Origin of the sequence: Pantoea sp. SORGH_AS_0659, assembly GCF_031453915.1 — a bacterium.
GTDB lineage: Bacteria > Pseudomonadota > Gammaproteobacteria > Enterobacterales > Enterobacteriaceae > Pantoea > Pantoea leporis.
Map to the genome: position 1 here is coordinate 851,335 of NZ_JAVJAK010000001.1, position 13,984 is coordinate 865,318.

At 55.5% G+C, this 13,984-nt stretch carries 11 protein-coding genes; 8 read left to right on the forward strand and 3 right to left on the reverse strand.

The genetic code is table 11. The features are described from left to right. The first annotated feature begins 128 nt into the window (after positions 1 to 128). The 6 genes from tkt (at position 129) to argO (ending at position 7,698) form a co-directional block, all read left to right on the forward strand. Positions 129 to 2,120 (forward strand): transketolase, encoded by a 1,992-nt coding sequence (gene tkt / locus Q3H59_RS04095; protein ID WP_309833401.1) that lies wholly within the window; start codon positions 129 to 131, stop codon positions 2,118 to 2,120. Between the two features lie 343 nt (positions 2,121 to 2,463). Next, positions 2,464 to 3,483, forward strand: a complete 1,020-nt coding sequence (epd, locus tag Q3H59_RS04100) for an erythrose-4-phosphate dehydrogenase (RefSeq protein ID WP_137386403.1) — start codon at positions 2,464 to 2,466, stop codon at positions 3,481 to 3,483. 51 nt (positions 3,484 to 3,534) lie between these two features. Beyond that, a complete protein-coding gene (pgk, locus tag Q3H59_RS04105) occupies positions 3,535 to 4,698 on the forward strand; it encodes a phosphoglycerate kinase (protein WP_101761937.1) in 1,164 nt (387 codons plus the stop codon). Between the two features lie 104 nt (positions 4,699 to 4,802). Next, positions 4,803 to 5,882: a class II fructose-bisphosphate aldolase gene (gene fbaA, locus Q3H59_RS04110; protein ID WP_309833404.1), complete on the forward strand. Its 1,080-nt coding sequence runs from the start codon at positions 4,803 to 4,805 to the stop codon at positions 5,880 to 5,882. Positions 5,883 to 6,070: 188 nt separating this feature from the next. Further along, positions 6,071 to 6,946 carry a small-conductance mechanosensitive channel MscS gene (mscS, locus tag Q3H59_RS04115; protein WP_309833406.1) on the forward strand — a complete coding sequence of 292 codons (876 nt, stop codon included), beginning with the start codon at positions 6,071 to 6,073 and terminating at the stop codon, positions 6,944 to 6,946. A 128-nt stretch (positions 6,947 to 7,074) separates the two neighbouring features. After that, positions 7,075 to 7,698, forward strand: coding sequence for an arginine exporter ArgO (argO, locus tag Q3H59_RS04120; protein WP_110868000.1), 624 nt, complete (start codon positions 7,075 to 7,077; stop codon positions 7,696 to 7,698). On the opposite strand, the gene Q3H59_RS04125 is transcribed toward argO, so the two are convergent. After that, on the reverse strand, positions 7,695 to 9,953 hold the full coding sequence (locus Q3H59_RS04125) for an FAD-dependent oxidoreductase (RefSeq protein WP_405042191.1): 2,259 nt from the start codon (positions 9,951 to 9,953) through the stop codon (positions 7,695 to 7,697). The two genes, argO and Q3H59_RS04125, sit on opposite strands and share 4 nt — an antisense overlap. Positions 9,954 to 10,010: 57 nt before the next feature. Here Q3H59_RS04125 and Q3H59_RS04130 point away from each other — a divergent pair, with 57 nt between their 5' ends. Further along, positions 10,011 to 10,709, forward strand: coding sequence for a transcriptional regulator (locus Q3H59_RS04130; RefSeq protein ID WP_101761942.1), 699 nt, complete (start codon positions 10,011 to 10,013; stop codon positions 10,707 to 10,709). On the opposite strand, the gene Q3H59_RS04135 is transcribed toward Q3H59_RS04130, so the two are convergent. Further along, complete coding sequence (locus Q3H59_RS04135; protein ID WP_309833410.1) at positions 10,696 to 12,003, reverse strand: MFS transporter; 1,308 nt, start codon at positions 12,001 to 12,003, stop codon at positions 10,696 to 10,698. The genes Q3H59_RS04130 and Q3H59_RS04135 overlap by 14 nt on opposite strands. Positions 12,004 to 12,220: 217 nt before the next feature. Here Q3H59_RS04135 and Q3H59_RS04140 point away from each other — a divergent pair, with 217 nt between their 5' ends. Then, on the forward strand, positions 12,221 to 12,949 hold the full coding sequence (locus Q3H59_RS04140) for an oxidative stress defense protein (protein ID WP_101761944.1): 729 nt from the start codon (positions 12,221 to 12,223) through the stop codon (positions 12,947 to 12,949). A 38-nt stretch (positions 12,950 to 12,987) separates the two neighbouring features. Here Q3H59_RS04140 and Q3H59_RS04145 read toward each other — a convergent pair whose 3' ends face one another. After that, complete coding sequence (locus tag Q3H59_RS04145) at positions 12,988 to 13,893, reverse strand: LysR family transcriptional regulator ArgP (protein ID WP_007890292.1); 906 nt, start codon at positions 13,891 to 13,893, stop codon at positions 12,988 to 12,990. Positions 13,894 to 13,984: the final 91 nt, after the last annotated feature.

Genomic DNA, 13,984 nt, shown 5'->3' on the forward strand with positions numbered 1-13,984 from the left:
CAGATGCATGTACTTTTGTCCTGATTTTCATGTACATTGATGTGCGACTTTTTTCTCGCTTCGCCTTATAACTGATTAATTACAATAAGTTAAGCGTGGCGGAGCATTAATCCGACCTGGAGTAGAAGATGCCCTCTCGTAAAGAGCTTGCCAACGCCATTCGCGCGTTAAGTATGGATGCAGTACAGAAAGCCAATTCGGGACATCCGGGTGCCCCAATGGGCATGGCGGACATTGCCGAAGTGCTGTGGCGTGACTTCCTGAACCATAACCCTACTAACCCGCTGTGGGCAGACCGCGACCGCTTTGTGCTGTCGAACGGTCACGGCTCAATGCTGATTTACAGCCTGCTGCACCTCACTGGCTACGATCTGCCAATGAGCGAGCTGCAGAACTTCCGTCAGCTGCACTCTAAAACTCCAGGCCACCCGGAATATGGCTACACCGCAGGCGTTGAAACCACCACCGGCCCGCTGGGTCAGGGCATCGCTAACGCAGTGGGTTTTGCCATTGCCGAGCGCACGCTGGCGGCGCAGTTCAACCGTCCGGGTCATGACATCGTAGACCATAACACCTACGTGTTTATGGGCGACGGCTGCATGATGGAAGGCATCTCACACGAAGTCTGCTCCATCGCCGGTACGCTGAAGCTGGGCAAACTGGTTGCTTTCTATGACGACAACGGCATCTCCATCGACGGTCACGTTGACGGCTGGTTCACCGACGATACCGCCAAACGTTTCGAAGCCTACGGCTGGCACGTGGTGCGCGGCGTGGACGGTCACGATGCGGACGCGATTAAAAAAGCGGTGGAAGAAGCCAAAGCGGTTTCCGACAAGCCTTCACTGCTGATGTGCAAAACCGTTATCGGTTTTGGTTCGCCGAACAAAGCCGGTACGCACGACTCGCACGGCGCGCCGCTGGGTGCCGATGAAATCGCGCTGACCCGCAAGCAGCTGGGCTGGAACCACGGTCCGTTTGAAATCCCTTCAGACATCTACGCGCAGTGGGATGCCAAAGAAGCCGGTCAGGCGAAAGAGTCCGCGTGGGACCAGAAGTTTGCCGCCTACGCCGCCGCACATCCGGAGCTGGCTGCCGAGTTTAAGCGCCGCGTGAACAATGAGCTGCCGGCGAACTGGGCCAGCGAGTCGCAGAAGTTCATTGAGCAGCTGCAGGCCAGTCCGGCGAAAATTGCCAGCCGTAAGGCCTCGCAAAACGCCATCGAAGCCTTCGGCAAAATCCTGCCGGAATATCTGGGCGGCTCCGCTGACCTCGCGCCGAGCAACCTCACCATGTGGTCCGGCTCGAAGCCGATCAACGAAGATGCGGCGGGCAACTACATCCATTACGGCGTGCGCGAGTTCGGTATGACCGCGATCGCCAACGGTATCGCGCTGCACGGCGGCTTCCTGCCGTACACCGCCACCTTCCTGATGTTCGTCGAGTACGCGCGCAACGCCGCACGTATGGCCGCGCTGATGAAGATCCGTCAGATTATGGTCTACACCCACGACTCAATTGGTCTGGGCGAAGATGGCCCGACGCACCAGCCGGTTGAGCAGATGGCCAGCCTGCGCGTGACGCCAAACATGAGCCTGTGGCGCCCGTGCGACCAGGTTGAGTCAGCGGTGGCGTGGAAGTACGCGATTGAACGTGTGGACGGCCCATCGGCGCTGATCTTCTCGCGTCAGAACCTGGCGCAGCAGGATCGTAGCGCTGAGCAGCTGGCTAACGTGGCGCGCGGCGGTTACGTGCTGAAGGACAGCGAAGGCACGCCGGAGCTGATCCTGATCGCCACCGGTTCTGAAGTGGAGCTGGCGGTGAGCGCTTATGAGCAGCTGACAGCGGAAGGCCGCAAGGTGCGCGTGGTCTCCATGCCATCCACCGACGCCTTCGACAAACAGGACGCGGCGTACCGTGAATCCGTGCTGCCGAAAGCGGTTGCTGCTCGCGTGGCGATTGAAGCGGGTATCGCGGATTACTGGTTCAAATACACCGGCCTGAACGGCGCGATCGTCGGTATGACCACCTTCGGTGAGTCGGCGCCTGCGGATCAGCTGTTCAGGGAGTTTGGCTTCACCGTTGAGAATGTGGTGAAAACGGCGAAATCTATTCTGTAACTTTGCGCAGTAAATTGCGCCGCTACCGGTTAAGCACAGCCTGTAGCGGCGCGATTCATCGCGTACACCTGCAATGCAGGCGTATCTAACCTGAAACGGTTCAATTATTCCTGCAGTAATAATCCGCCAGTGCAAAATTTGTGACGTAGATCCAATATTCAGCCACTCACTTGATCGCAATCATTCCCGTTATTCCTCTCTTGCATTACTCTAGCTGAACCGTTTCAGTTGTGAATAAAATCGTGCATCTCACTCGTGCGGGTAAGCAATAATTCCCTGTACAAAACGGTGTGAAACGCTCAGGCTAATCGGCACGTTTTTTCGGGTGTGGTTGAAGGTAGAGATGACCGTTCGCGTAGCAATAAATGGTTTTGGTCGTATCGGGCGTAATGTGTTGCGTGCCCTGTATGAAACCGGTCGCCGGGCTGAGATCACCGTGGTTGCCATTAACGAGTTGGCAGACGCCGCCGGTATGGCGCATCTGCTTAAGTACGACACCAGCCATGGACGTTTTGCCTTTGATGTGCGCCAGGAGCGCGATCAACTGTTTGTTGGCGACGACACCATTCGCATCCTGCATCAGGCTGAAATTGATGTGCTGCCGTGGCGCGAACTGAATGTGGATATCGTGCTGGATTGTACCGGCGTGTACGGTAGCCGCGCTGATGGCGAAGCCCATTTGGCGGCGGGCGCGAAGAAAGTGTTGTTCTCGCATCCGGGCGGCAACGATCTCGATGCCACAGTCGTATTCGGTGTTAACGAACAAGCTCTTAAACAAACTGACCGCATTGTCTCCAACGCATCCTGCACCACCAACTGCATTATTCCGGTGATCAAGTTGCTGGATGACGCCTTTGGCATTGAGTCGGGCACCGTGACCACCATTCACTCGGCAATGCACGATCAGCAGGTGATCGACGCCTATCACAGCGATCTGCGTCGTACCCGCGCCGCCAGCCAATCGATCATTCCGGTAGATACGCGTCTCGCTGCTGGCATTACCCGTATTTTTCCGAAATTTAACGATCGCTTTGAGGCGATTGCCGTGCGCGTGCCCACCATCAACGTGACAGCCATTGATCTGAGCGTGTCGGTGCGCGAAGCGGTGAAGGCGTGTGAGGTCAACGCGTTGCTGCAAAACGCGTCAGAAGGGGCGTTTCGTGGTATAGTTGACTATACGGAATTACCGTTAGTCTCAATAGATTTTAACCATGATCCGCACAGTGCCATAGTCGATGGCACGCAAACGCGGGTCAGTGGTCATCACCTTATCAAAACGCTGGTTTGGTGTGACAACGAATGGGGCTTTGCTAACCGCATGATCGACACCACGTTAGCAATGGCCGCAAGCGGTTTCAGGTAAGACGCGGACTGCGTCTGGCAAAACTTATGAGAATCAACGAGAGGGTTCACCATGTCTGTAATTAAGATGACCGATCTGGATCTTGCTGGTAAACGCGTTCTGATCCGTGCCGATCTCAACGTGCCAGTGAAAGAAGGGAAAGTGACGTCAGATGCACGTATTCGTGCTTCTCTGCCTACCATCGAAGCGGCGTTGAAACAGGGCGCGAAAGTGATGGTTACCTCTCACCTGGGGCGTCCGACCGAAGGTGAATACAACGAAGAGTTTTCCCTGCTGCCGGTTGTTAACTACCTGAAAGATAAACTGAACGGCACCAACGTTACCCTGGCAAAAGATTACCTCGACGGCGTTGAAGTCGGCGCGGGTGAATTGGTTGTGCTGGAAAACGTGCGCTTTAACAAAGGCGAGAAAAAAGACGAAGAAGGGCTGTCGAAGAAATATGCCGCACTGTGCGACGTGTTCGTGATGGATGCCTTCGGTACCGCGCACCGCGCACAGGCTTCTACCCACGGCGTGGGCAAATTTGCCCCAATCGCATGTGCCGGTCCGCTGCTGTCAGCTGAGCTGGAAGCGCTGGGCAAAGTGATGAGTAATCCAGAGCGTCCGCTGGTTGCTGTGGTTGGCGGTTCTAAAGTGTCGACCAAATTTGATGTGCTGCAGTCGCTGGTGAAGATTGCTGACACCGTGATTGTCGGCGGCGGTATCGCGAATACCTTCGTGGCTATCGATAACAACGTCGGTAAATCACTGTACGAGCCAGACTTCGTCGAAGCGGCAAAAGGTCTGCGTGATCAGTTTGGTATCCCGGTTCCTACTGATTCTCGCGTAGGCACGGAATTCTCTGAAACTGCCCCGGCAACCGTGAAAAAGGTTTCCGAAGTGGCGGATAACGAAGAGATTATGGACTTCGGCGACGAAACCGCACAGGCGATGGCCGCGATTCTGAAAGGCGCGAAAACCATTCTGTGGAACGGTCCGGTTGGCGTGTTCGAGTTCCCGAACTTCCGTAAAGGTACCGAAATCGTGGCAAATGCAATCGCCGATAGCGATGCATTCTCAGTGGCAGGCGGCGGCGATACGCTGGCTGCAATCGATCTGTTCGGTATCGAAGATAAGATCTCTTACATCTCAACCGGCGGCGGCGCATTCCTCGAGTTCGTGGAAGGTAAAAAACTGCCAGCAGTTGCTATGCTGGAAGAGCGCGCGAAGCAGTAACTCTTTGGGGGCGACGCTTGGGCGTCGCCTGAAGGCTAGCCCTTTATGGGGCACACAAATCGCAATCCCTTCGGGGATGAACGGTAACGAAACGGGACACAAACATGTCTAAAATTTTTGATTTCGTAAAACCCGGCGTTGTCACTGGTGACGACGTTCAGAAAATTTTCCAGGTAGCGAAAGAGAACAAATTCGCTCTGCCAGCAGTTAACTGCGTCGGCACGGATTCTATTAACGCGGTATTGGAAGCTGCGGCCAAAGTGAAAGCGCCGGTCATCGTTCAGTTCTCCAATGGTGGTGCTGCCTTCATCGCCGGTAAAGGTTTCAAAACCGACAAGCCGCAGGGCGCGGCTATCTTCGGCGCTATCGCGGGTGCATACCATGTGCATCTGATGGCTGAACAGTACGGCGTGCCAGTAATCCTGCATACCGACCACTGCGCCAAGAAACTGCTGCCGTGGATCGACGGTCTGCTGGACGCGGGTGAAGAGCACTTCAAGAAAACCGGTAAGCCGCTGTTCTCTTCTCACATGATCGACCTGTCTGAAGAGTCACTGGAGGAGAACATCGAGATCTCCTCTAAGTATCTGGCGCGCATGGCCAAACTGGATATGACCCTGGAAATCGAACTGGGTTGTACCGGTGGCGAAGAAGACGGCGTGGACAACAGCCACATGGACGCTTCTGCGCTGTACACTCAGCCAGCAGACGTTGATTACGCTTACACCGAGCTGAGCAAAATCAGCCCACGTTTCACCATCGCTGCTTCATTCGGTAACGTGCACGGCGTGTACAAGCCAGGCAACGTGAAACTGACGCCAACTATCCTGCGTGATTCTCAGGAATACGTGACTAAAAAACACAACTTGCCGCATAACGCGCTCGACTTCGTGTTCCACGGCGGTTCTGGTTCATCTCCAGAAGAAATCAAAGAATCAATTGGTTACGGCGTAATTAAAATGAACATCGATACCGATACCCAGTGGGCAACATGGGACGGTATTTTGAAGTTCTACAAAGAAAACGAAGCATATCTGCAAGGCCAATTGGGCAACCCTAAAGGCGTGGATAGCCCGAACAAGAAATACTATGATCCACGCGTATGGCTGCGCTCAGCACAGGCTTCCATGGTGACTCGCCTGGAGCAGGCTTTCAAAGAGCTTAACGCTGTCGACGTACTGTAATTTTTCCGTACAGTATAAAAAAGGCCCGCAAGGGCCTTTTTTTATGCGTCTCATCCAGAAAACCCCACGAATTCAGGCCATTTTTGGCGCTTCGCCTTATTTTTGTTTACCCTTGTATTCGGAGTGTCGGAGTCAATCTGGCAGTTTTTGGCAATTTCCCGCGGGAAACTCAACAACAGGGCTAACAAATGGAAGATTTACATGTCGTTGATGGCATTAATAGTGCTGGTGGATGGCTGATACGTAATCAGGCGTTGATCCTGAGCTATGCGGTCAATATTGTGGCGGCCATTATTACCATCATCATTGGTATGTTCATTGCGCGCATCGTCTCCAATGCGATTAACCGCGTTCTGCTGGCGCGTCATATTGATGCCACTGTGGCAGATTTCCTTTCTGCAATGGTGCGCTACGGAATTATCGCTTTTACCGTCATTGCTGCACTGGGACGCGTTGGCGTACAAACCGCCTCTGTGATTGCCGTGCTGGGTGCTGCTGGCTTGGCTGTGGGTTTGGCGCTGCAAGGTTCGCTGTCCAACCTGGCTGCTGGCGTGCTGTTGGTGACCTTCCGCCCGTTCAAAACCGGTGAGTTTGTCGATCTCGGCGGCGTGATGGGTACCGTACAGAACGTGCAGATTTTCTCCACTACGCTGAAAAGCGCTGATGGCAAAATCGTGGTGGTACCCAACGGTAAAATTATCGCCGGCAATATCGTTAACTATTCACGTGAACCGATCCGTCGCAACGAGTTCATTATTGGTGTGGCTTACGATGCGGATGTCGATCAGGTTATTAGCCTGTTGCGTGAAGTGGTTGATGCGGACGAGCGCGTACTGCAAGACCTCGGCGTACAGATCGGCCTAAATGAACTGGCGGCTTCATCGCTCAACTTTGTGGTGCGTTGCTGGAGTAAAAGCAGCGATCTGCAAAACGTCTATTGGGATCTGATGAAGAACTTCAAACGTACGCTGGACGCGAACGGCATCGGTATTCCTTACCCGCAGATGGATGTGCATCTGCATCAGGTGAAGAGCGAGCAACAACAGCCTGCACACAGCGAATAATAGAGAAGGGCACCTGCGGGTGCCTTTTTTATTACTCATGCTAATAGCCTATTAAATATTTCAATTTCCTCTAATATCGTCGCGTCACTATACTGCATCGCATCTCCCCAGTTATTAAGGTTATTTCCGTGTTATCTGTTTATTTACAAGGGCTTGCCCTTGGTGCTGCGCTGATTTTGCCGTTAGGCCCGCAAAATGCTTTTGTGATGAATCAGGGCATTAAGCGCCATTACCACCTGATGACCGCATCGCTGTGTACCCTTAGCGATATTGCGCTGATCTGTGGTGGGATTTTTGGCGGCAGCGCGTTGCTGAATCAATCGCCTCTCTTACTGATGCTGATCACTTGGGCGGGCGTGGCGTTTTTGCTGTGGTACGGTTGGGGCGCGCTGCGCGCTGCATGGCAAGGTGATGTGTCGCTGGCATCTGATGCGGAGATAAAGCAAGGTCGCTGGCGCATCATCGCTACTATTCTGGCGGTGACCTGGCTCAATCCGCACGTCTATCTCGACACCTTTGTGGTGCTCGGCAGCCTCGGTAGCCAGCTTCCGTCTGAAGACGCGCGTCGTTGGTTTGCATTTGGCACCGTGAGTGCCTCAATTATTTGGTTCTTCGGCCTGGCGCTGCTGGCCGCGTGGCTGTCGCCGCGGCTGCGCACCGTGCGGGCGCAGCGCATTATCAATTTGCTGGTCGGCGGCGTGATGTGGTTTATCGCCATTCAGCTGGCGCGTCAGGGCATTGCTGCACTCTAATGCAGATGTAATCCGTACAGTGCGGGCAGCGCGCCCGCACTGGCGAGCAACTCAAGTCGAATCTGGCTAAAACTCACGCCTTCTGGTACCAAGTGATGACACAGCGAGTGATGATTTTCCGTCACGTCTGCCAAAAGCATCTCATCCAGCCATACGCGATAATGCGTGGTGCAGTGCGGCGTCACAGCCAGCGCGTGGCCCATTTGCACCGTTTCCATCGCATGGTCGAAGTCGTTGTCAAACAGCAAGGTAATGTGTTTCGCCTGCTGCGGTTCATTCCAATGCCAGCTGACGTTGGGATGCGTGTCATCCTGCGCCGGCACCCAGCAGTTAGTGTGCTGTTCCGGCCGCAGCTTGCCGTTGAGCAGATAGTCGCGGTGCCAAAGCTGCAGCGGCGTTTCCAGCGCAAAGGCCAGCAGGATTTGCTGTGGAGCCCGGCGCGGCAGCCAGAAATCAAACTCATCAACGCCGTAATCGCCATCGTTAATCTGGCGTGTGCGTTTCGCCACGCGCGGATTGAGACTGTTGAACACCATCATCACGCCCGGCAAACGCTGGCTGGTTAATGCAACCTCAATCGCAGCGTTCTCCTCAAAGGCGATAAACAGATAGCGATCGCAATCGGCGCGATAATCAAAGCTCAGTCGATAAGTGCCTTGCTCAGTAACCGTGATACTTTGCGTGCTCAGTTGGCAGTCGCCGCAGGTATTGGCCGGATTAGCGCTGGTGAGCAGCGATACCTGTAATTTCTGCGCGTTGGCGGCGCGCAGCTGCACGCTGATTGCCGGCAAGCGTTCGCCCGCTTTGAGCGGCAGCAGCAACGCACAGCGAGATTGCAGCGGCTGCCAACCGGCATCGGCGGGCAGGGCGCGCAACTCTAAGGTGCTGCTCACCGTGACATGCGCCTGGCGCGCTGGGTTGGCCAACGGATGTCGCGGGATAAACGCACCCTGACGCAGCAGATGCTGCTGCAGCTGCCCAACGCGCTCAGGCTGCGCCAGTTCGGCGGGCGTGATCTGCTGTTGCTGGCACAGCGCCGCCGCGCGGCCCACCACTTCGCCCAGCACGCCGCAGGTGCACATGACGCGTGCGCTGCCAAAGGCGACGTGCGTAGCGGAGATCAATCGGCCGGTGAGCAGCAGATTGTCCAGCGACTGGCTGTAGAGCGCGCGGAAGGGAATGGTGTAAGTCCCTTTGCTGTGGAACTGACGACAGCCATCGTGTTCGCTGTAGACGCCGTCGGCCGGATGCAGATCAATCGACCAGCCACCATACGCCACTGCATCATAGTGATCGCGTTGTTCGATGATGTCCTGCTGGCACAGCATCGTCTCGCCGAGAAAACGCCGGCTCTCGCGCTTGCCGGGAATCAGGCCCACCCATTCGATGGTGAGGTTATCGGCATCGGGAAATTCACCGGAGTTTTTGATGTAATCCCACACGCCCCAGACAATTTTCCACAGTTCCCACTTGATGGTTTCGCTCTCATGCACGGTATCGAGCCGTCCGCCCCACTCCAGCCACCATAAATCGCAGCCGTTCAGCTCTGAACTCAGCCGTTTATAGCGCGGAATGGCGGTGATCTCTTTTAGTGCGAAAGAGGGCGCAACGAAGCGTACCGGTTGTGCCGTGCGCTTGGTGTAGAAGTAAATCGAATGTCCGAGCTTATGGCCGAAATTCTCGCCCGGCGCCATCTTCTCGCCAAACTCCTCCACGGATTCCGCGCCCACGCGATGCGCTGCACCGGCCAGATAGCCCAATACGCCATCGCCGCTGGCATCGATAAATTGTGTAGCCGAAACCTGATAACGCGTTTGATTAATGGCATTGAACGCCTGCACTGACAGCAAACGGCGGCCAGATTTTTCGATATCGGTCACCACCGTATTGAGCAGCAAAGTCACGCCGGGCTGCGCCTGTACGATGTCCAGCAGCACCATATCGAACAGTACCGGATTGCCCTCTTTATTGCGCCACAGGTTCTCCTCCATGATCTCGCCCATGATGCCGCCTTCGCGCGCCCAACGATTGTTATTGCCCATGTGTGAGGTCGCACCGTTGGCCCACAAGCGCACTTCGCTGGAAGCGTTGCCGCCCAGCACCGGGCGATCCTGAATCAGCACCACATCAAGGCCATCGCGTGCGGCGGCCAGCGCGGCACACACGCCCGCCAGTCCACCGCCGACGATCAGTAACTCCGCTTGTAGTCGTTGTTGCGGAAAGTGGCGCTCATTTTGCGTAGAGAAAGTCTGCATCATTTCATTCCTCTGACTCTAAGGCTAAGATTGGAGTTTGCCCGCCGCAGGTGATCTATGTCTTCTCAACCGAACCAAAGCCTGATTGACGGTATTCGCTGTCTGCAATATCTGGTGTCCAGTGATAAGGCCGTGGGTTGCCGTGAACTGGCGCGCCAGATGGGGATGAACAGCACGCGTGTGAATCGATTGCTGATGACCATGGCGTCGATTGGACTGACGACGCAGGATGAGCATCGACGCTATCTGCCTGGCCCCGGTATTCACGCGCTGGCGGCACAGGCGATTCGCGGATCTTCGCTGTTCGCGCAGGCGTTGCCGCAGCTGGAACGCCACGCGCCGCGGGATATCGTGGTGGCGCTGGGCGTGCTGTGGGAGGATCAGGTGATCTATATCTGGCACTCGGAACCCGGTGAACGCATCAACGCCAGCCAGGCGCTGGCCGGTTTCCGCATGCTGCCCGCATGGCAATCGGTGATTGGCGTGTCGTTGCTGGCGGCGGAAAGTGACGAGGCGCTGCGCCCGCGTTTTAGCGAAGAACAGTGGCTGCAAATCGCGCCGCTGCTGGCGCGTAAGCGTGCTGAGGGTTACCTGATCTGGCACCGCGATGATGGCGAAATCAGCATGGCGCAGCCGATTGATCACAATCGCGCGGCATTGGCGTTCGCCAAAATCTGGCAGGACGATGAGGCGCACCTCGCGCAGCGCCTGCAACAGTTGCAATCGCTGGCGCAAACCGTGTTCACCCCGCGCTAACATGATCGATTTTCCCGACAATAAACAGGTAACTGCAGATGCCAATCGCGGCCAGCACGGCGATAAATGCCAGGGCTGGCGCGAAGTTATCGCCGTCGATTAACGCACCAATGGCAATCGGCACCACGATGGATGACAGCGCACCGGTAAAGTTAAATACGCCGCCCGCCAGACCAATCAAGTGGCGCGGCGCCAACGCCGTGACAAACACCCAGGTAATGGTCGCCAGGCCGTTGCCGAAAAACGCCAGCGACATAAACAGAATAATCAGCGTGGAATTGTTGGTGTAATTGGCGCCAAGGATAAACAGCGTCAGGAACAGGCCGAGAATCACCGGTAGCTTGCGCGCCACGCTGGCGGAGATACCGCGACGTATCATGCGATCTGAGGCAAATCCGGCCAGCAGCACGCCACAGAAGGCGGCGAAGTAGGGCACCGAAGCAACATAGCCGCTCTTGATGAAGCCCATGTGGCGATACTCCACCAGATACGTCGGGAACCAGGTGAGGAAGAACCAGAAGGTGGCGGAAATGGTGAACTGGCCAATGTAGATGCCGACCAATTTACGACTGCGGAACATCTGCGCCAAATCGCCCCAGCGCGCTACGGGCTGCTGCGAATTTTGTCGACTCTCCAGCAACGCACCGTTGTCACGCAAATAGCTGAGCTCAGCTTTTGACACGCCTTGATGCTGATTCGGCTCGCGGTAGAGCCAATACCACACCAGCGCCCAAATCATCCCCGCAAGTCCGGTGATCAAAAACAGTCCGCGCCAGCCAAAAGCATCCTGCAGATGAAACAGCAGCGGCGTCATACACGCCAGGCCGACAAACTGCGCTGAGGAGTAAATGCCGATGGCACTGGCGCGCTCTTGCTCCGGAAACCAGCTGGAGATCACCCGGTTGTTGGAGGGCATCACCGGCGCTTCAAAAGCACCGACGCCGAGCCGCAGACCAAATAGCGCGCCAAAGCTGTTGGCAAGCGCGTGCAGCGCGGTGATCAGCGACCAGGCAAATAAACCGACGCCATAAACGACGCGCGCGCCAAGGCGATCGATGAGGAAGCCGCCGGGAATCTGTAGCGCAGCGTAGATCCAGCCAAAGGCGGAAAAGATCAATCCCATCTCCATGGGCGAGAAGCGCAATTCGCCAGCCATTGCCGTAGCGGCAACCGACAGGTTAGTGCGATCCATATAGTTGATAATGATGTTAATAAACACCAGACCGAGCATCAGAAAGCGCGTGCGTCCCGCGCGAGCGCTGGCAACGGTTTGGCTAAGTGGCTGTTCTGTCATTGGCAACTCTCCCGAACTCAGAGGTGTTTCTTTAATAGAAACGAATAAGTGTTTTATTGGCGAATCCGTACAGCTAAATTTGCGATCGCGGCTACGTTAAAAAGGAGATTGCTCGAACTTTTGAGCCGTTTACTAATCAGATAAGCACACATGTTAATGTGTTTTGGGTTTAGCCATAATGGCGACCTGCAAATTGAATCCCTCAAGGAGGACTTTCGTGAAACTGAAAGCACTGGCGCTGGCCGCCGTAATGAGCACGGGCGCACTGTCCGGTTTAGTTCAGGCAGGCGAATTGCCGAATGGACCGCATGTGGTGACTTCTGGACAGGCAAGCGTTGATGCCACGCCAGATCTCGCGACGCTCGCGATTGTGGTGAATGTTTCGTCGAAAGACGCGGCAGAAGCTAAGAAACAAGCTGATGACCGCGTGGCGCAATATTTCGATTTCCTGCAAAAGAACGGTATCGAGAAAAAAGATATTGATGCGGCAAACCTCAGCACGCAGCCAGAGTACGATTACACCAAAGAAGGTAAGTCGGTACTGAAAGGCTATCGTGCCGAGCGTCAGGTACAGGTAACACTGCGCCAGCTGGACAAACTCAACGAGCTGTTGGATGGCGCGTTAAAATCTGGCCTGAATGAAATTCGTTCGGTCGAGTTAGGTGTGGCGAATCCGGACAGCTATAAAGAGAAGGCGCGTAAAGTGGCCATCGCGAATGCTACGCAGCAGGCTAACGCGCTGGCAGAAGGGTTTAACGCTAAATTAGGTTCGGTTTACAGCATCCGCTATCACGTGGCGAACTATCAACCGATGCCGATGGCGCGCATGTATAAGGCCGCCGCAGTACAAGCTGATACCACCGCGCAGCAAACTTACGAGCAGCAGAGCATTCACTTTGACGATCAGGTGGATGTCGTCTTTGAAATCAAACCAAACACGCCGTAAGGTTTGATATCAGGTCGCCATGAAGTGCGACCTGATCTTTACGCTGGCAACACATCCTGACGCAGCACGCGATGTCCGTGCGCAATCAGCGCGTCGGTCACGCTGCGCATTAAACGACTTTCCGGCGCAAACCGGTGCCAGTACAGCATACGACGCTGATACAGGCCTGGCGTCAAATCCACCAGTTCACCTTGCGCTAACTCGCGCTCAATCTGCAGATGCGGAATCATACAGCACACCGAACCCTGACGCGCCAGCTGCACAAAGGCTTCTGACGAGTTAACGATGTGGCAAGGCACGCTGCCCGGCGACAGGTCAAAGTTCTGCTGTAAAAACGCCTGATGCATATCGTCCAGATGATCAAATGCCACCGCCGGCGCTTTCAGCAGCGCAGAGCGTGTTACGCCGTTCGGGAAATAGCGAGCAGCAAAATCAGGTGAGGCGCAGAACAGATAATCGAGCGCACCCAGTTGATCCACCAGACAGCTTGGCAGCGGCTGCGGCTGAATACTCACCGCGCCGACCACTTCACCGCGACGTAGGCGTTCCTGCGTGCGGGTTTCATCTTCCACCTGCAAATTCAGGCGCACTGGGGAATCGGCCAGCACGTCTTTCAGCGCGGGCAGCAGCCAGGTGGCCAGGCTGTCGGCGTTGACCGCCAGCGACAGCAACAGCGGCGTGGTTCCACCGTTATCATCACCCAGCCACTCCTCTTCCAGCAGTTCAACCTGATGCAACAACGCCAGTAACTTTTGTCCCTGCTCGGTCGGACGCGGCGGCACGGTGCGCACCAGCAGCGGCTGACCAAATAAATTTTCCAGCTGTTTAATACGCTGCGAAACCGCCGATTGGGTAATGCAGAGTTTTTGTGCCGCACGCTCAAAGCCGCGCTCGCGAATCACAGCATCCAGCGCCTGAAGCGTTCGATAATCCGGGCGTTTCATTGTTGTTCTCTCTCGTTCAGGGTGGACATTACTATGCCATAAAACTGTCAAATTGTGCTGCGGCGCATTTTTGCGGGCTGGCTTCCAAAGC